This is a genomic window from Klebsiella sp. MBT K-1, from assembly GCF_002556465.1.
In the GTDB taxonomy this organism is placed as follows: domain Bacteria; phylum Pseudomonadota; class Gammaproteobacteria; order Enterobacterales; family Enterobacteriaceae; genus Klebsiella; species Klebsiella grimontii.
This window is the reverse complement of record NZ_PDEL01000001.1, coordinates 135,538-154,302: the sequence shown is the minus strand read 5'-3', so window position 1 is coordinate 154,302 and position 18,765 is coordinate 135,538. Positions and strand designations below refer to the sequence as shown.

The following is an 18,765-nucleotide window of genomic DNA, read 5'->3' as shown; positions in this document are numbered from 1 at the left end:
TGTGCTGCCTGAGCCCTTGCCCGCGGCTCGTTCATTGCTTATTGTCAAATAAAGCTGGATAATAATTCGGCAATACTTCACGGATGGCACCAGATCATCGCCGGGAAGCGGGCAGTGGCGGAGGTAGTAGAAAGTGTTAACGCGTGATTTCTTACTGAATGCGGATTGTAAAACAGCGTTTGGCGCTATTGAGGAATCGCTTCTTTGGTCGGCAGAGCAGCGGGCAGCCTCTTTAGCGGCGACCCTGGCCTGTCGTCCGGACGATGGCTCGGTGTGGATCTTTGGCTACGGTTCGCTGATGTGGAACCCGGCGCTGGAGTATCGTGAATCCTGTACCGGTACCCTACCGGGCTGGCACCGCGCGTTTTGCCTGCGGCTCACCGCCGGGCGAGGTAGCGCAACTCAGCCTGGCCGTATGCTGGCGTTAAAAGAGGGCGGGCGTACCACCGGCGTCGCCTATCGTCTGCCTGATGAAACCCTGGAAGAAGAGCTGACCCTGCTGTGGAAGCGGGAGATGATCACCGGCTGCTACCTGCCGACCTGGTGCAAGCTGGATCTGGACGATGGCCGCACCGTCAACGCATTAGTTTTTATTATGGACCCGCGTCATCCGCTGTTCGAGGCGGACACCAGCGCGCAGGTCATTGCGCCGCTGATAGCGCGCGCCAGCGGGCCGCTTGGCACCAACGCTCAGTATCTGTTCTCGCTCGATCAGGAGCTGCGGAAGCTCGGTATGCACGATGCCTGCCTCGACGATTTAGTCGGCAAGGTGCGTCATCTGCTGGGGGAAAGTAGCCAGCCCGGGCTGGCTTAAGAGTACATCGCCCGGGTTTCCCCGGGCGTTTGCTATCAGGCGGGAACGTAGCTTATTGAATGCTCCAGCGACTGGCTATGGCTGTCGATAAGAACGTTCCAGGTGCCGCTGTAAGGCACGGTCAGATACGCGCTATCTCTGTCCTGTACGCTCAGAATATCCGCATGACTATCGCCAGGCACTTTGGCGCTCATCAGGTGAATATGGCAGCGTTCGGAACAACGCACCACCAACGTATCACCGCCAAACAACGTTAAACTTGCTTTTACCATTGCCATTTAATCTTAACCCCGTTTCTGTCTACAGCATCCTGCCAGCCCATTAACCCGCGTGATATTGTTCACACTTTGCTCTGTGCATAACACCAAAGGGGAGGGAGGCAGATGCTGATTTTGATCAAAAAAAAGAATAAAGATTAAACAAAAATGACGTTGTTCCTGAAAGCTTTCAGCTGGCATTGTTTTCGGTCACCAAACGCCGCCAGCTTGATATTTAATCCCGTTGAACGGGAGATATTTAGAAGGTCAGAACTTTATCCGCCGCCAGCGTCCACTGCGCCAGCTCGACGAGGGTACCAATCTCCACGCCGTCAATCAGCGGCAGCGCGCCGATCCCCCGGCCATCGGCGCAGGTTTTACACAGCTTCACCGGCACGTTTTGCGCGGTGAGGATCTCCAGCATCTGCTGAATGTTGTAGCCTTCCGCAGGCTTCTGGCCGCGCAGGCCGGCGGTCACCGCATCGGACATTAAAAACAGCTTCAGTTCGAGGTCCGACTGCTGCTCGCGCAGGGCGATCGCCAGACGCAGGCTATTAAACAGGGATTCGCTGCCGTAGGCGGCACCGTTCGCGATAATCACAATACGTTGCATAAGGACTCCTTCTATAAGGCACGGTTATTGCTTGGCTGAAGTATAAAGCGTTAAGCCGGGAGAGGGGTATGAATAATATGGCGGGCAATACGCCTGAGGTGGTCGACTGGTTTGCGCGCGCGCGTCGCTTACAGAAGCAGCAGCTGCACCAGCTGGCGCAGCAGGGGACGCTGGCAGGCCAGATAAGCGCGTTGGTACATATGCTGCAGTGCGAGCGCGGCGCGTCAAATATCTGGCTGTGCTCGGGCGGCAGACTGTATGCGGCGGAGTGCCGGGCGGGCGCGGCGCTGGTCGATGAGCAGCTCACGCGGTTTTATGCGGCGCTGGAGCCCGCGCGCGACGCCGCCAGTAGCGCGCTATGCTGGCGCATTGCCTGCGCGGTGTGGTATCTGCCCCAGCTTGCGGCGCTGCGTAAACGCGTGCGCGACCGGGAGATTGCCGCCGAAGAGGCCACCGGGCAGTTTAGCCGCATTATCCGCCACTTGTTGAATATCGTACCGCAGCTCAACGACAGCATCGACGATCCGCAAATCGCCGGCCGCATGGTTGCGCTTTACAGCTTTATGCAGGGAAAAGAGCTGGCCGGACAGGAGCGCGCGCTGGGCGCGCTGGGCTTTGCCCGCGGGCAGTTCAGCGATGAGCTGCGTCAGCAGCTGGTGGACCGCATCGACGGCCAGCAGCCCTGTTTCGACAGTTTTCAGGCCCTGGCCCAACCGCCGCAAACCGCCCTGTTCGCTGAACAGTGCCAGGCCAGCCTGGAGATTGAACAGCTACGACGGGTTGCCTGCACCCGTCAGCCGCCGGCGGACGAGGGAGAAACGGCGCTGCGCTGGTTTTGCGCTCAGACTCAGCGCCTCGAACAGCTGCGCGGCGTGGAAGAGCTGCTGATCGTTGACCTGCTTAACGCTGCGGACGCGCTGCTCGAGGGCGAAGAGCCGGAGGCTCAGCTACCGCCCGCTGACTGGCAGGAGGACAGTATAGCCCTGCGGCTGGATAAGCAGCTGTTGCCGCTGGTGCGCCAGCAGGCCCATGAGCTACAGCAGCTCTCCGGCCAGCTTGCGTCATTAAAAGATGCGCTTGAAGAGCGCAAGCTGATTGAAAAGGCCAAAAGCGTGCTGATGACCTACCAGGGAATGCAGGAGGAGCAGGCCTGGCAGGCGCTGCGTAAAATGGCGATGGACAAGAATCAGCGCATGGTTGAGATAGCCCGCGCGCTGCTGACGGTAAAGGCGCTATGGCGCGTAACCCCAAAGGAGTAGATGCACAATCAGCGGGCATTTATTGCCAGCCGACGGTGCATTTTTCGCTTTAAACGCGCCCGGGTAGTGAGCCAAAGCGCGTGAAATGGCCTTCGGCAAAACTGGCATTAGCTTTGCATTAGATAAAATGAGTGAATAAAAGGTTTTGGGCAGCGCGCCAATGGCGGCGCGTATGTCCAGGGATAAAGGCGTCCAGCGGTGCGTAAGCACCGCCGGGCGCTTTTTTTTTGCGCGTTTCTGGAGCGGTTATGGGCGATAAGTTTTCGATTTCACGGCGACGTTTATTACAGACGGGGGCGGCGCTGGGCGGCGCGATGCTGCTCCCCGGCATAATGCAGGCGGCGTGGGCGGCTGGGTCGGATAAACCGGAACAGACCACCGTGCGGGTGGGGTTTATTCCGCTAACCGACTGCGCTCCCTTAGCCATTGCCTCCCTGAAGGGGTTCGATAAAAAGTACGGCATCACCCTCGTGCCGAGCAAAGAGGCCAGCTGGGCCGCGGTGCGCGACAAGCTGGTTGCCGGAGAGCTCGACGCCGCGCACATTTTGTACGGCATGCTCTACGGCCTGGAGCTGGGGATCGCCAGTAAACCGCAGGCGATGGCCAACCTGATGACCCTTAACCGCAACGGCCAGGCGATTACGCTCTCCAGCGAGCTGCAGGAACAGGGCGTCACCGACCTGAGCGGGCTGAAAAAACGGATCGGCCAGCACGCGCCGGGCAGCTACACCTTCGCCCACACCTTTCCCACCGGTACCCACGCGATGTGGCTTTACTACTGGCTGGCGAGCGGCGGAATTAACCCATTCGCCGATATTCGCACCGTCGTCGTGCCGCCGCCGCAGATGGTGATGAACATGCGCATCGGCAACATGAGCGGCTTTTGCGTCGGCGAGCCGTGGAACGCGCGCGCCATTAACGATCGTATCGGGTTCACCGCCGCCACTTCTCAGGATATCTGGCCGGAACACCCGGAAAAAATTCTCGGCACCCGCAGCGAATGGGTTACGCGTCATCCCAACACCGCGCGCGCGCTGGTAGCGGCGCTGATGGAGGCCCAGCGCTGGATTGAAGCCTCCGCCGACAACACCCGCGAAACGGCGCGCCTCCTTGCCAGACGCGCGTGGCTGAACACCAAAGAGCAGTACCTCACCGGGCGCATGCTCGGCGAATACGACAACGGTATCGGCCGCCGCTGGCAGGACGCGCATCCGATGCGCTTCTACGAACAGGGGGAAGTGAGTTTTCCGTGGCTCTCGGACGGCATGTGGTTTTTGACCCAGTTCCGCCGTTGGGGATTGCTGAAGTCGGCGCCGGATTATCTGGCGGTGGCCCAGCGCATTAACCGGATTGACGTCTGGAAAGAGGCCGCCCAGGCGGTCGGCGACATCAGCGCGCCGACGCAGGCGATGCGCAGCAGTACGCTGATCGATGGCAAGGTCTGGAATGGGGTCGATCCGGAAGGCTACTCCCGCAGTTTCGCGATTCAACGTAAGGGGGCATGAGATGAAACACGCATATAAACCGCAACCGCCGGCCAGCGCCGATAAAGCGCCCGGCGAAATTATTACCCTGCCGCCGCTGCAGGTGCGCAAAACCACGCCTCCGCTCAGCCGCTGGCTGCGCGATGTTACCCAACGTCTTCTGCCGCCGCTGCTCGGGCTGGGATTGCTGCTGCTGGGCTGGCAGCTGGCGGCGATGAACAGCAAAGGTTTCCCGACGCCGCTCTCCACGCTGGATTCGGCGCTGACCCTTTTCGCCGACCCGTTTTATCAGGACGGACCGAACGACATGGGCATCGGCTGGAACGTGCTGGCGTCATTGCAGCGGGTGGCGGTGGGGTTTGGCCTCGCCGCGCTGGCGGGAATTCCGCTCGGCTTCCTGATTGGCCGCTCGCTGTTTTTCGCGCGGATGTTTAACCCGCTGATTGCGCTGCTGCGCCCGGTGAGCCCGCTGGCCTGGCTGCCTATTGGCCTGCTGCTGTTCCAGAAAGCGGAACCGGCCTCCAGCTGGACCATTTTTATCTGCTCGATCTGGCCGATGGTGATTAACACCGCCGAGGGCGTGCGGCGCATTCCTGAGGATTACCTCAACGTCGCCCGGGTGCTGCAGCTTTCCGAATGGACGGTGATGCGCAAGATCCTCTTTCCGGCGGTATTGCCGGCGGTGCTGACCGGGGTTCGTCTCTCCATCGGTATCGCCTGGCTGGTGATTGTCGCCGCCGAAATGCTCACCGGCGGCTTAGGGATCGGCTTCTGGATCTGGAACGAGTGGAACAACCTCAACGTCGAAAACATCATCATCGCCATCGTCATTATCGGCGTGGTCGGTCTGCTGCTGGAACAGGGGCTGATGCTGCTCGCCCGCCGTTTTAGCTGGCAGGAAAAATAAGGAGTCGCAGATGAAACCATTAATTCAGGTCCAGGGCGTCAGCCAGCGTTTTAGCACCGCCAGCGGCGAATTCCTCGCATTGCAGAACGTCTCCTTCGACATCTACGAAGGGGAAACCATCAGCCTGATCGGCCACTCCGGCTGCGGTAAATCAACCCTGCTGAATCTGATAGCCGGGATAGCCCTGCCGACGGAGGGCGGCCTGCTGTGCGACAACCGCGAAATCGCCGGGCCGGGGCCGGAACGCGCGGTGGTGTTTCAGAACCACTCCCTGCTGCCGTGGCTGACCTGCTTTGACAACGTGGCGCTGGCGGTGGACCAGGTCTTTCGTCGCAGCATGAGCAAAGGCGAGCGCAAAGAGTGGATTGAGCACAACCTCGAGCGGGTACAGATGGGCCACGCCCTGCACAAGCGTCCGGGGGAGATCTCCGGTGGGATGAAGCAGCGCGTTGGCATTGCCAGGGCGCTGGCGATGAAACCGAAAGTGCTGCTGCTGGATGAACCCTTTGGCGCCCTTGATGCCCTGACGCGGGCGCATTTACAGGACGCGGTGATGCAGATCCAGCAGTCGCTGAATACCACCATCGTCATGATTACCCATGATGTGGATGAGGCGGTGCTGCTTTCCGACCGGGTGCTGATGATGACCAACGGACCGGCGGCGACGGTCGGGGAGATCCTCGACGTCAATCTGCCACGACCGCGCAATCGCGTGCAGCTGGCGGACGACAGCCGCTATCACCATCTGCGCCAGCAGATCCTGCACTTCCTCTATGAAAAACAGCCGAAAGCGGCATAGGGGGCGGCGATGACGCGGCAACTGGTGATTATCGGCAACGGTATGGCGGCCACGCGCCTGGCGCAGGCGCTGGTGGAGCGGGATGCGCGGCGGTTTAGCATCACCATTATCGGCGATGAACCGCGCCAGGCCTATAACCGCATTCAGCTGTCGCCGGTGCTTGGCGCGGAGAAAACCGCAGGTGCGACGCGACTGCTGCCCGCAGAGTGGTATTCGCAACATAACGTCACGGTACGCGCCGGTGAAACGGTTACCGCGGTGGATATGGCGGCCCGTACGCTGCAGACCACCGCAGGCGAACTTGGCTGGGATGAACTGGTGTTCGCCACGGGGTCGCTGCCGTTTCTACCGCCGCTGCCGGGCATCACGCTGCCGCACGTTTTTGCTTTCCGCACCCTGGCGGACGTCGAAGGCATTCTGGCCATCGACGGCCCGGCGGTGGTCATCGGCGGCGGCGTACTCGGCGTGGAGGCCGCCGCGGCGCTACGTCGTCATGGTGACAGTGTCACTTTACTGCACCGCGGAAGCTGGCTGATGGAGCAGCAGACTGATGCCTTTGTCGGCGAACAGCTGCAAATGCTGCTCGCCGAGCGCGGGATCGGCTGCGTGATGGAGAGCCGTATCGCCGCCATTGATGAACATCAGGTGCTGCTGGAGGACGGCCGCGCGTTTGCCGCCTCGCGGGTAGTACTGGCGACCGGCGTACAGCCGAACAAACGGCTGGCCGAGCGCAGCGGGCTGGCGTGCGGTCGCGGAATTCTCGTCGACCGCCGGCTGGCAACCGCGCAGCCGGGAGTCAGCGCCCTCGGCGAATGCTGTGAAATCGACGGTCAGACCTGGGGGCTGGTGGCGCCGTGCCTGCGCCAGGCGGAGGTGCTGGCGGACCGCCTGTGCGCTATCCCTGGCGAAGATTTCCGCTGGCAGGATAGCGGCACCCGCCTGAAGGTCACCGACATTGAACTGTTCAGCGCCGGCGAGCTGCGGGCCGATGAGCAGGATGACGTTTATACCAGTTGGGATCCGCTGGACCGCCACTACCGTCGCCTGCTGCTGCGCGACGGTAAGCTGCGCGGCGTACTGCTGCTCGGGGATTGCAGCAGCGCCGCGCCCCTCACCGCTCTGCTGGGGGCGTCAGCGCCCGCGCCGGCAGAGTGGCTTTTCGACCCCTCTTCAACGATGCAGCCGCGCGCTGTGGGACAAACTACGATGACAAAACCTGTATTAGTGCTGGTCGGACACGGTATGGTCGGCCACCATTTTCTTGAGCAATGCGTCAGCCGTGACCTTCATCAACAGTATCGGATTGTGGTGTTCTGCGAGGAGCGCTATGCCGCCTATGACCGGGTGCATCTGACGGAATATTTCGCCGGACGCAGCGCGGAATCGCTGTCGCTGGTGGAAGGGGATTTTTTCACTCAGCACGGTATTGAGCTGCGCCTGAGCGAATCGGTCGCCAGCATCGACCGCGAAGCGCGGGTGGTGCGCGATGCCTTCGGTCACGAAACCCACTGGGATAAGCTGGTGCTGGCGACGGGCTCTTACCCGTTTGTTCCGCCAGTGCCGGGCCATAATCTTGAGGGCTGTTTTGTTTACCGTACGCTGGACGACCTCGACCAGATTGCCGCCCGCGCCGCAACCGCCCGACGGGGCGTGGTGATCGGCGGCGGCCTGCTCGGGCTGGAAGCGGCCAATGCGTTGAAGCAACTGGGGCTGGAAACTCACGTTGTCGAGTTTGCGCCGAACCTGATGGCGGTGCAGCTGGACAACGGCGGCGCGGCGATGCTGCGGGAAAAAATCAGCGAGCTGGGCGTCGGAGTGCACACCAGCAAGGCGACGACGGAAATTGTTCGCAATGAGCAGGGGCTGCAGCTGAACTTCGCCGACGGCAGCTCGCTGGCGACCGATATGCTGGTGTTCTCCGCCGGTATTCGCCCGCAGGACGCGCTGGCGCGCAGCGGCGGACTGAGCGTAGGTGAACGCGGCGGGATCTGCATCGACAACCAGTGCCGTACCTCCGACCCGGACGTGCTGGCGATCGGCGAATGCGCCCTGTGGGAGAACAAAATTTATGGCCTGGTGGCGCCAGGCTATCAGATGGCGCGCGCCGCAGCGGCTACTCTGGCGGGCGAGGCGGGCAGCTTTAGCGGCGCGGATATGAGCACTAAGCTGAAGCTGCTGGGCGTTGATGTCGCCTCGTTCGGCGACGCCCAGGGGCGTACCCCGGGCTGTCAGAGCTATCAGTGGACGCACGGGCCGCAGCAGATCTACAAAAAAATCGTGGTCAGCGCGGATGGCAAAAACCTGCTCGGCGGGGTGCTGGTCGGGGATGCCGGCGACTACGCCACGCTGCTACAGATGATGCTTAACGGGATAGCTTTACCCAAACACCCGGAAAGCCTGATCCTTCCGGCGCTGGAGGGCAGCGCGCCGAAGGCGCTCGGGGTCGCGGCGCTGCCGGACGGCGCGCAGATTTGCTCCTGTCACAACGTCAGCAAAGACGATATCTGCCAGGCGGTGAGCGCCGGCGCGGGCGACATGGCGGCGATAAAAAGCTGCACCAAAGCGGCGACCGGCTGCGGCGGCTGTAGTGCGCTGGTGAAACAGGTGATGGAGTACCAGCTTGCCGAGCAGGGCGTCGAAGTTAAAAAGGATATCTGCGAGCACTTTCCGTGGTCGCGCCAGGAGATCTATCACCTGGTTCGCGTCAACCATATCCGCACCTTCGAACAGCTGATTGCCCGTTATGGACAGGGCCACGGCTGCGAGGTCTGTAAACCTCTGGTCGCCTCGGTACTGGCCTCCTGCTGGAATGAATATCTGCTGAAGCCGGCGCATCTGCCGCTTCAGGACACCAACGATCGCTACTTCGCCAATATTCAGAAAGATGGCACCTATTCGGTGGTGCCACGCATGGCGGCGGGAGAGGTGACGCCGGACGGTCTGATTGCGATCGGCCAGATCGCCAAACGCTATCAACTGTACAGTAAGGTGACCGGCGGCCAGCGTATCGACCTGTTCGGCGCGCGCCTGGAACAGCTCCCGGCAATCTGGCGCGAGCTGGCCGAGGCGGGATTCGAAACCGGCCACGCCTACGGCAAATCCCTGCGGACGGTGAAATCCTGCGTCGGTTCGACCTGGTGCCGCTACGGCGTCCAGGACTCCACCGGCCTGGCGGTCACCCTCGAACATCGCTACAAGGGGCTGCGCGCGCCGCACAAAATTAAAATGGCCGTCTCCGGCTGTACCCGCGAATGCGCGGAAGCCCAGGGGAAAGATATTGGGGTTATCGCCACGGAGAAGGGGTGGAACCTGTACGTTTGCGGCAACGGCGGCATGAAGCCGCGCCATGCCGACCTGTTCGCCAGCGATCTTGATGAAGCCACGCTTATCCGCAGTATTGACCGGCTGCTGATGTTCTATATTCGTACCGCCGATCGCCTGCAGCGCACCAGTACCTGGATGGATAACCTTGAGGACGGGGTCGACTATCTGCGCGAGGTGATCCTCGAAGACAGCCTCGGCATCGGCGAAGAGCTGGAGCAGGAGATGGCGCGGGTGGTCGAGAGCTACCAGTGCGAATGGCAAACCACCCTTAACGATCCGCAGCGGCTGGCGCTGTTCCGCTCCTACGTGAACAGCGATGAGCCGGACGAAACCGTACAGCGGCAAACCCTGCGCGGCCAGCCGCAGCTGGCCCCCTTCGCGGCGCAGGGCGAACCGGCGCTGCCGTCGCGCCCGTGGCAGGCCATTTGCGATCTCGACGCCATTCCGCAGCAGGCGGGGATTGGCGCGCGGCTCGGCGAGCGGCAGATTGCACTGTTCCGCTTTGGCGACCAGGTGTATGCCCTCGATAACCTCGAACCGGGCAGCGAGGCCAACGTTCTGTCGCGCGGTCTGCTTGGCGATGCGGGCGGCGAACCGATCGTGATTTCACCTCTGTATAAGCAGCGAATCCGCCTGCGCGATGGCCGCCAGTGCGACGGCGGCGAACAGGCGGTGCGCGCCTGGCCGGTCAAAGTGGAGAACGGCAAGGTGTGGGTTGGCAACCAGCAGCTGCTGGCGCGCGCGGAGGCCTCCTGATGACGGAAACCAGAACCACGTGCCCCTATTGCGGGGTTGGCTGCGGGGTTATCGCCAGTAGGGCGCCTCACGGTCAGGTGAGCGTGCGCGGCGATGAGCAGCACCCGGCAAACTTTGGCCGCCTGTGCGTTAAAGGAGCGGCGCTGGGCGAAACCGTCGGCCTGGAGGGACGAATGTTATTCCCGGAAGTCGACGGCGAACGCGCGACCTGGCCGCAGGCGCTGGCGCTGGCAGGTTCGCGCCTGCGGGAGATTATCGATCGGCACGGGCCGCAGGCGGTGGCGTTTTACGCCTCCGGCCAGCTGCTCACCGAGGACTATTATGCGGCGAATAAGCTGATGAAGGGGTTTATCGGCGCGGCGAATATCGATACCAATTCGCGGCTGTGCATGTCTTCAGCGGTCACCGGCTACAAACGGGCGCTGGGCGCGGACGTGGTGCCGTGCAGCTATGAGGACGTGGAAAACAGCGATCTGGTGGTGCTGGTCGGGTCGAACGCCGCCTGGGCACATCCGGTGCTTTATCAGCGGCTGGCGCAGGCGAAGCGCGACAATCCGCAGATGCGGGTAGTGGTCATTGATCCGCGTCGGACCGCCACCTGCGATATCGCCGACCGGCATCTGGCGCTGGCCCCCGGCAGCGACGGCGGGCTGTTTGTCGGCCTGCTGAACGCCATTGCCGCCAGCGGCGCCATCAGCGACGATTTTAACGATGCGCAGCGGGCGCTGACCATCGCCCAGGACTGGGACCTCGACAAAGTGGCGCAGTTCTGCGGCCTGCCGCGCCAGCAGATTGCCGATTTCTACCGCGAATTTATCGCCGCCCCGCGCGCCATCACGCTCTATACCATGGGAATCAACCAATCCGCCAGCGGCAGCGATAAATGCAACGCTATCATCAACGTACACCTGGCCTGCGGTAAATACGGGCGTCCGGGCTGCGGGCCGTTTTCGCTGACCGGTCAACCTAACGCCATGGGCGGGCGCGAGGTGGGCGGCCTGGCGACCATGCTGGCGGCGCATATGAACTTTGAACCCGACGATTTACGGCGCCTGGCGCGATTCTGGGGCAGCGAACGTCTGGCGCAAACGCCGGGGCTGACGGCGGTGGAGCTGTTCGCCGCCATTGGCCGCGGCGAGGTAAAAGCGGTATGGATTATGGGCACCAATCCGGTGGTGTCGCTGCCGGACAGCCACGCGGTAAGCGAAGCGCTGGCGCGGTGTCCGCTGGTCATCATCTCCGACGTCGTCGCTGATACCGATACCGGACGCTTCGCCCATATCCGTTTTCCCGCGCTGGCGTGGGGAGAGAAGAGCGGCACGGTGACCAACTCCGAACGGCGGATCTCCCGCCAGCGCGCTTTCATGCCGCCGCCGGGAGAGGCCAGGGCCGACTGGTGGATCGTCGCCCGCGTGGCCGAGGCGCTGGGCTTCGGCTCCGCCTTTGCCTGGCAGCATCCGCACGAGGTGTTCAGCGAACACGCCGCGCTTTCAGGGTATGAAAACGATGGCCAGCGGGCGTTTGATATCGGCGGACTGGCGGATCTCAGCCGCGAAGCGTGGGATGCGCTGGAACCGGTGCGCTGGCCGGTGAGCCGCAGCGAAGCAGCCTGGAGTGTGCATAAGGGCTGGCATCGCGACGGTAAACTGCGGATGGTGCCGGTCGCGCCGCAACCTACCCGGGCGACCACCGATGCGTTCTATCCGCTGATCCTCAACAGCGGGCGGATCCGCGATCAATGGCACACCATGACCCGCACCGGCGCGGTGCCGCGTCTGATGCAGCATATTAACGAGCCGGTGGTGGAGGTCGCGCCGGCGGACGCGCAGCGTTATCACCTGCTGGAAGGTGAACTGGCGCGGGTCCGCTCACCGAATGGGGTGATGGTCGCAAAAGTGACGATCGGCGACGGGCAACGGCCCGGGTCGCTGTTTGTGCCGATGCACTGGAATAATCAGTTTGCTCGTCAGGGACGGGTGAACAACCTGCTGGCTGCGGTCACCGACCCGCACTCCGGGCAGCCGGAAAGTAAACAGACGGCGGTGGCGATAGCCACCTGGCTTCCTGCGTGGAAAGGCGAGCTTTTTTCGCGCCAGCCGGTTCCGCTGCCCGCTTCGCTGCACTGGCGGCGGCGGGCGGCGCAGGGCATTATCCATCTTTCGCTGGCGGGGGATACCCGCTCCCGCGACTGGCTGGTGGAGTGGTGCCAGCGGCAGGGATGGCAGATGCAGGTAGCCGAGGGCGGCAAGGTCTGGAACCTGCTGGCGTGGCGGGCGGGAGAGCTGATGCTCGGCTGGTGGAGCGACGCCAGCGAGCCGGCTATCGATGCCGACTGGATTCACGCCGCGTTTCGCGTTCCGCCGCAGAACGCCGCCCGGCGCCACGCGTTATTGAGCGGCAGAAAAGGCGGCGTTGAGATGCCGCGCGGGCGTATTATCTGCAGCTGCTTTAGCGTGGGCGAACGGGCGATAGGCGAAGCCATTGTCGGCGGCTGCCGTACGCCCGGCGCGCTGGGGGGAAAACTGAAATGCGGCACCAACTGCGGCTCCTGCATCCCGGAGCTGAAAGCGCTGCTGGCGGCGAAGCTGGCGCAGGCCTGAGATTCAGCATATTCCTGGAATCGTCCGCAGGGCTGCGGGGGAGCGCAAAAAACGATAAACTCATGTTTTGCCGCCACCACTTCGTGAGTAGACGTAACCGATTTGAGCTCTCTGCCGTTCCGCGTAACCCCGCTTTTACCGCTTCTCCTGCTGCTGACAGGCATGCCCGCCCGCGCGCTGCAGGATAACCAGGCGTTCTCTAAGGGTCCTGAGACCTTACCCGACCTCGGCCTCGCGCCGCAGGTGGATGACGACGCAAAGCACTTTGCCGAGATGGCGAAAAAATTTGGCGAAGCCAGTATGAGCGATAACGGGCTGACAACCAGCGAACAGGCGCGAGTATTTGCTATCGGTAAGCTGGGGAACGAGGTCAGCCACCAGTTGGAGAACTGGCTTTCGCCGTGGGGCAACGCCAACGTCGATCTGCTGGTCGACAAAGAGGGCAATTTTACCGGCAGTAAGGGGAGCTGGTTTGTCCCGTTGCAGGATAACGGCGACTACCTTACCTGGAATCAGTACTCGGTCACCCAGCGTGATACGGGTCTGGTCGGCAATATTGGTCTCGGCCAGCGCTGGCGGATGGGCTCCTGGCTGCTGGGCTACAACTCTTTCTACGATAAAGCCCTGGACGATCGCATGGCGCGCGGCAGCGTCGGGGCCGAAGCCTGGGGCGAGTCGCTGCGCCTGTCGGCGAACTACTACCAGCCGCTCGGCGGCTGGCAGCAGGGGAGTAGCCTGACCCAGCAGCAGCGTATGGCGAGCGGCTACGATGTGACCGCCCAGGCGCGGCTGCCGTTTTATCAGCACATTAATACCAGCGTCAGCGTGGAGCAGTATTTTGGCGATAGCGTCGATCTGTTCCATTCGGGTACCGGCTACCACAACCCGGTCGCGGTGTCGGTGGGGCTGAATTACACTCCCGTTCCGCTGGTGACGGTGACGGCTAAGCATAAGCAGGGCGAGAGCGGCGTCAGCCAAAATGATGTCGGGCTGAAGCTGAACTATCGCTTCGGCGTCCCGCTGAAGCAGCAGCTGGCGGCCGATGAAGTCGCCGTTAGCCGATCGCTTCGCGGCAGCCGCTACGACAGCCCGGAACGCGATAACCTGCCGGTCGTTGAATATCGCCAGCGCAAAACGCTGTCGGTTTATCTGGCGACGCCGCCCTGGGATCTTCAGCCGGGGGAGACGGTGCAGCTGAAACTACAGATTCGTAGCCTGCACGGCATTAAGTCGCTGAGCTGGCAGGGGGATACCCAGGCGCTAAGCCTGACCTCGCCGATTGAGGCCAACAGTACGGACGGCTGGACCGTGATTATGCCGCGCTGGAGCAGCGAAGCCGGGGCGAGCAACCGCTGGCATCTTTCGCTGGTGGTAGAGGATAAAACGGGTCAGCGCGTCTCATCCAATGAGATCGCACTGGCGCTGACGGAGCCGTTGGTACACGTACCGGCCGAGGGCGTTTCGTGGCCGCAACAGCCCTAGAAGACGCGTTCCTGATGGACCCAAACCGCCGCTTCCACGCGCGATTTTAGCTTCATTTTCTTGAGCATATGCTTAACGTGCACTTTGACGGTGCTTTCGGTGATATCCAGACGGCGGGCGATCATTTTATTCGGCAGGCCCTGGGCAATCAGCTTGAGAATATCGCGCTCGCGCGGGGTCAGTTGGCTGATGTCGCGGTCTGAGGTGGCGCGATTGGCGCGCAGGCTGGCCGCCAGCACCGGGGTTAACGCTTCGCTGAGCACCATTTCGCCCGCCGCCGCCTGCTGCAGCGCTTTCAGCAGATCTTCCGGTTCCATATCCTTCAGCAGATAGCCGTCGGCGCCGCGTTTCAGGGCGGTCACCACATCTTCTTCATGATTAGAGACGCTAAACACCACCACGCGGCCGGAAAGCGACTTCTCGCGCAGCCTGTCGAGGGTTTCCAGACCGTTCATGCCCGGCATATTGAGATCCAGCAGAATTAAATCCGGATCTAAGGCTTCCGCCATCGCAATACCCTGCTCGCCGTTGCTGGCTTCGCCGATCACCTGGATGTCCGGAGCCATGCTGATCAGCTGTTTGACGCCGGTGCGCAGCATGGGATGGTCGTCGATGAGAAGGATGGTTGCCCGTTCCTGTTGACTCATGGAGTTCTCCTTATTGAATTGAAAACGATTTTTCAGGGATAAAAGTAACCACCACTTCGGTTCCGCCGGTTTCCCGCCGCCGGACCTGGCAGTCCCCGCGCAGGCTTTGCGCGCGATCGCGCATGATAATCAAGCCGTAATGGTTGCTGCGTTCCGCGTGGTCCGGCACGCCGCGGCCGTTATCGGCGACCACCAGGCGGACCTGATTCTCCCGCAGCGTCACGCTGACGCTGACCTCAGTGGCGCTTGCGTGCTTCAGCGCGTTGCTGAGCGCCTCGCGGGCGATTTGCAGCAGATGAATGGCCTGGTGCGACGGCACAAAACGCGGCGGCAGTTGGTAATCCAGGCGCACCGCAAAACCGAAGTGGGCGCTGTATTCCTGGCAGCTGGCCTCCAGCGCCGGGCGCAGCCCCGGTTCGGTGAGCTGTAGCCGGAAGGTCGTCAGCAGTTCGCGCAGCTGGGCCCAGGAGGTATTGAGTTCATTACGAATTTGCCCCAGCAGCTGGCGGCTCGCTGCCGGCAGATCGTCGCCCTGCATCTGCAGGCAGCTGACCTGCATTTTCATACAGGAGAGCGACTGGGCGATGGAGTCGTGGAGTTCGCGGGCGATGGTGGCGCGCTCCTCCATGACGATAAGCTGCTGCTGGCGCTCCTGATGCCGATCGAGGGCGAGGGTGCCGGTGAGTTGTTCAACCAGCGTATCCACCAGCTGCTGCTGATCGTGGCTCAGATGGCGACCGGTGGGCAGGGTGGCCAGCAAAATACCGTACTGATTATGGGCGTCCGACAGCCGCCATTTTAAGGTGGTGCCGGTATCTGGCAGCGGCGGCAGGTCGCGCGGGCAGAGGTAGCAGCCTCTGTCGTCGCACTGAATATCGGAGTGGCAGGAAAACTCCTGATGATTGTCTTCATCTTCGAGGTCGTAAACGCGAACTTCAATATCGCGCAGCAGGGTTAACCCCTGCAACCCGTTCAGAACCGGAGAAATGCGCTCGCAGAGCGGCGCGTTCGAGTGCAGACGGCGGTTGGCCTGCCACAGGAAGGCGAGGATCTCGTTTTTCTGCTCCAGGCCCGCGGTTTTTTCCTGCACCCGGCGTTCCAGCACCGAATAGCTCTCCGCCAGCTCTTCAGACATATTGTTCAGCGCCATGCCGAGCGTCGCCATCTCGTTGCGTCCGCTAATCTGCGCGCGCTGGGTAAAATCGCGTCGGCTCACCGCGCGGGCCATACCCAGCAGCTGTTTCCACGGGCGCAACAGGCGCGCGCGCAGCCAGACGATGGTGAACACCAGCAGCAGCGCCATTCCCACGGCCATGATGCGCTGGATCCAGACAACGTGTTTAATCCGCTCTTCGGTGGTGTGATCGAAGGCGGTAACCAGCTGGTCTATACGGTCGACAAACCCGGCGACATCGGTCGCCACCGAGGCCTGATTTTGCGCGTTGCGCATGCCCGGCGCCAGCTCCAGCTGCCAGTAGTGCTGCAGCGCCTGGAGCTGCCGCTGCTGATCGTCATGGCGCGCGGCGTACTGCAGTTCCGGGCTAAAGACGGTTGCCGTCATTTCATCCAGCAGCTTTTCATCATTTTCGCCCAGCGGTACTGCCGCCAGCAGGCGATAGCTCTGCATGCGCAGCGAACCGGCTTTATTAATGGCGTGCGCGCTGCCCTGGACGCCGTGCACCAGGCGAGAAGAGATCGCCATTCCGGCGACGCCGATGAGGGTAGCCAGCAGAACGATCAGCGCGAGTTGATTCACCAGCGTCAGCGGCGTAAAAAGACGTTTCAACATGGGGTACGGGGCTCCTGACCGGTAAATTATCCGGGAGTGGCGCTTATTCTCGGCCATCCCCCGGAGTATACCCATACCCCTAAAGGATTACCCCTTAATTGTCAGGGCGGGGTGGGCTGGTGGCAGGTGTTCGGGGAATTCCAGCACTGGCGTGAAAAACCACACTTTTTTCCGCAGAAATAGCTACTCACTTCGGGTGATGCGTTTTTTTTCGCCAAATCGGCGCCCACTTTTCCTTTGATTTATATCAACTTACCGCCGCCTGTAACCCATAAGGTAGCCAGGGTTAATACGAATTATCAGAGGTGTCTATGAGTCACTCTTCAATCCCGGAGAAGACTACCCGCTCAGTCATTAGCGACTGGCGTCCCGAAGATCCTGAATTCTGGCAGCAGCGCGGTCATCGCGTCGCCAGCCGCAATCTGTGGATCTCCGTTCCATGTCTTTTGCTGGCATTCTGCGTCTGGATGTTGTTCAGCGCCGTTGCCGTCAACCTGAATAAAGTCGGCTTTCAGTTTACCACCGATCAGTTGTTTATGCTGACCGCGCTTCCGGCGCTGTCCGGCGCGCTGCTGCGCGTGCCGTACGCGTTTATGGTGCCGCTGTTCGGCGGCCGTCGCTGGACCGCGTTCAGCACCGGGATCATGATCGTCCCCTGCGTCTGGTTAGGCTTCGCGGTGCAGGATACCGCTACGCCCTTCAGCGTTTTCGTGATTATTTCTCTGCTGTGCGGCTTTGCGGGGGCGAACTTTGCTTCCAGTATGGCTAACATCAGCTTCTTCTTTCCGAAACAGAAGCAGGGCGGCGCGCTGGGCATCAACGGCGGCCTCGGGAATATGGGCGTCAGCGTAATGCAGCTGGTTGCCCCTCTGGTGGTATCGCTGTCTATTTTCGCCGTCTTTGGCGGAACCGGCAGCGAGCAGCCGGATGGCTCCATGCTGTATCTGGAAAACGCGGCGTGGATCTGGGTGCCGTTCCTGATTATCTTCACCTTGGCGGCGTGGTTCTTTATGAACGACCTGTCGGCGTCGAAGGCCTCGCTGAGCGAGCAGCTACCGGTACTGAAGCGCGCGCATCTGTGGATTATGGCGCTGCTCTATCTTGCCACCTTCGGATCGTTTATAGGCTTCTCTGCGGGCTTCGCCATGCTGTCGAAGACCCAGTTTCCGGATGTGCAGATTCTGCACTATGCCTTCTTCGGGCCGTTTATCGGCGCCCTGGCGCGCTCAACCGGCGGGGCGATCTCCGACCGCCTCGGCGGGACGCGCGTGACGCTGGTGAACTTCGTGGTGATGGCTATCTTCTGCGGCCTGCTGTTCCTGACGCTGCCGACCCACGGCGAGGGCGGTAACTTTATCGCCTTCTTCGCGGTATTTATGGTGCTGTTCCTGACCGCCGGTCTGGGCAGCGCGTCGACCTTCCAGATGATCTCGGTTATTTTCCGCAAAATGACCATGGATCGCGTTAAGGCCCAGGGCGGCAGCGAAGCGCAGGCCATGCGTGAAGCGGCGACCGATACGGCGGCGGCGCTGGGCTTTATTTCGGCGATTGGCGCGATTGGCGGGTTCTTTATTCCCAAGGCGTTTGGTATTTCGCTGGATCTGACCGGTTCGCCGGCCGGCGCCATGAAGGTATTCCTGGTGTTCTATATCGCCTGCGTGGTGATTACCTGGGCGGTCTACGGACGTAAGCAGAAATAATATTTCTTTTTGAATTTCTGCAAAGGGCGCAACGATATTTGCGCCCTTTTTATTGGTTATTACTTAGTTACAACATACTAGTGGTTTTGGGGGATATTAAAAGCCGCCTGAAGTCACAAAAAAAATGACTTCAGGCGCGCCTACCCCTTAATACCGTGGGGAATAACAAACCCCGGGTTTCTGCAGGCTTTTTCATTAAATATCTTTATTTATCAATAAAATAATAAATAGAAATAAATACTACTTTGGTGGTAATTCGCGTTTTACCTCGCTTTTATAAGCCCTATGCTCTTGATCGTTATCAATTCTCGCCCTCTTTCATAGCGTTACCTTC

13 protein-coding genes are annotated in these 18,765 nt (G+C 61.3%); 9 read left to right on the top strand and 4 right to left on the bottom strand.

The features are described 5' to 3' along the window. The first annotated feature begins 133 nt into the window (after positions 1-133). Positions 134-814 (top strand): gamma-glutamylcyclotransferase, encoded by a 681-nt coding sequence (locus CMQ96_RS00695; protein ID WP_004121796.1) that lies wholly within the window; start codon positions 134-136, stop codon positions 812-814. A 35-nt stretch (positions 815-849) separates the two neighbouring features. Here the strand turns inward: CMQ96_RS00695 and CMQ96_RS00690 are convergent, their stop codons facing one another. Next, positions 850-1,092, bottom strand: coding sequence for a DUF1883 domain-containing protein (locus CMQ96_RS00690; RefSeq protein WP_002910387.1), 243 nt, complete (start codon positions 1,090-1,092; stop codon positions 850-852). 238 nt (positions 1,093-1,330) lie between these two features. After that, positions 1,331-1,684 carry a DsrE/DsrF/TusD sulfur relay family protein gene (locus tag CMQ96_RS00685; protein ID WP_014229754.1) on the bottom strand — a complete coding sequence of 118 codons (354 nt, stop codon included), beginning with the start codon at positions 1,682-1,684 and terminating at the stop codon, positions 1,331-1,333. Positions 1,685-1,752: 68 nt separating this feature from the next. On the opposite strand from CMQ96_RS00685, the gene nasR reads away from it, so the two are divergent. The 7 genes from nasR (at position 1,753) to CMQ96_RS00650 (ending at position 14,295) form a co-directional block, all read left to right on the top strand. After that, positions 1,753-2,943, top strand: a complete 1,191-nt coding sequence (gene nasR / locus CMQ96_RS00680) for a nitrate regulatory protein NasR (RefSeq protein WP_004133379.1) — start codon at positions 1,753-1,755, stop codon at positions 2,941-2,943. 248 nt (positions 2,944-3,191) lie between these two features. After that, positions 3,192-4,448 carry a CmpA/NrtA family ABC transporter substrate-binding protein gene (locus CMQ96_RS00675; RefSeq protein WP_098065666.1) on the top strand — a complete coding sequence of 419 codons (1,257 nt, stop codon included), beginning with the start codon at positions 3,192-3,194 and terminating at the stop codon, positions 4,446-4,448. Position 4,449: 1 nt separating this feature from the next. Continuing rightward, positions 4,450-5,334: a nitrate ABC transporter permease gene (gene ntrB / locus CMQ96_RS00670; protein ID WP_049088167.1), complete on the top strand. Its 885-nt coding sequence runs from the start codon at positions 4,450-4,452 to the stop codon at positions 5,332-5,334. 10 nt (positions 5,335-5,344) lie between these two features. Further along, a complete protein-coding gene (locus tag CMQ96_RS00665; RefSeq protein ID WP_004133385.1) occupies positions 5,345-6,133 on the top strand; it encodes an ABC transporter ATP-binding protein in 789 nt (262 codons plus the stop codon). A gap of 9 nt (positions 6,134-6,142) precedes the next feature. Beyond that, a complete protein-coding gene (gene nirB / locus CMQ96_RS00660) occupies positions 6,143-10,213 on the top strand; it encodes a nitrite reductase large subunit NirB (RefSeq protein ID WP_098065664.1) in 4,071 nt (1,356 codons plus the stop codon). Further along, positions 10,213-12,813, top strand: coding sequence for a nitrate reductase (locus tag CMQ96_RS00655; protein ID WP_098065662.1), 2,601 nt, complete (start codon positions 10,213-10,215; stop codon positions 12,811-12,813). Before nirB ends, CMQ96_RS00655 begins: the two co-directional genes overlap by 1 nt. A 162-nt stretch (positions 12,814-12,975) precedes the next feature. Beyond that, positions 12,976-14,295 (top strand): YchO/YchP family invasin, encoded by a 1,320-nt coding sequence (locus CMQ96_RS00650; protein ID WP_128804995.1) that lies wholly within the window; start codon positions 12,976-12,978, stop codon positions 14,293-14,295. Here CMQ96_RS00650 and narL read toward each other — a convergent pair. Both narL and narX read right to left on the bottom strand, forming a co-directional pair. Beyond that, positions 14,292-14,942 carry a two-component system response regulator NarL gene (gene narL, locus CMQ96_RS00645; protein ID WP_004132998.1) on the bottom strand — a complete coding sequence of 217 codons (651 nt, stop codon included), beginning with the start codon at positions 14,940-14,942 and terminating at the stop codon, positions 14,292-14,294. The two genes, CMQ96_RS00650 and narL, sit on opposite strands and share 4 nt — an antisense overlap. 10 nt (positions 14,943-14,952) lie before the next feature. Then, complete coding sequence (gene narX, locus CMQ96_RS00640) at positions 14,953-16,731, bottom strand: nitrate/nitrite two-component system sensor histidine kinase NarX (protein ID WP_049130707.1); 1,779 nt, start codon at positions 16,729-16,731, stop codon at positions 14,953-14,955. A gap of 311 nt (positions 16,732-17,042) precedes the next feature. On the opposite strand from narX, the gene CMQ96_RS00635 reads away from it, so the two are divergent. Then, positions 17,043-18,431 carry a NarK family nitrate/nitrite MFS transporter gene (locus CMQ96_RS00635; RefSeq protein ID WP_004133002.1) on the top strand — a complete coding sequence of 463 codons (1,389 nt, stop codon included), beginning with the start codon at positions 17,043-17,045 and terminating at the stop codon, positions 18,429-18,431. The last annotated feature ends 334 nt before the right edge of the window (positions 18,432-18,765 follow it).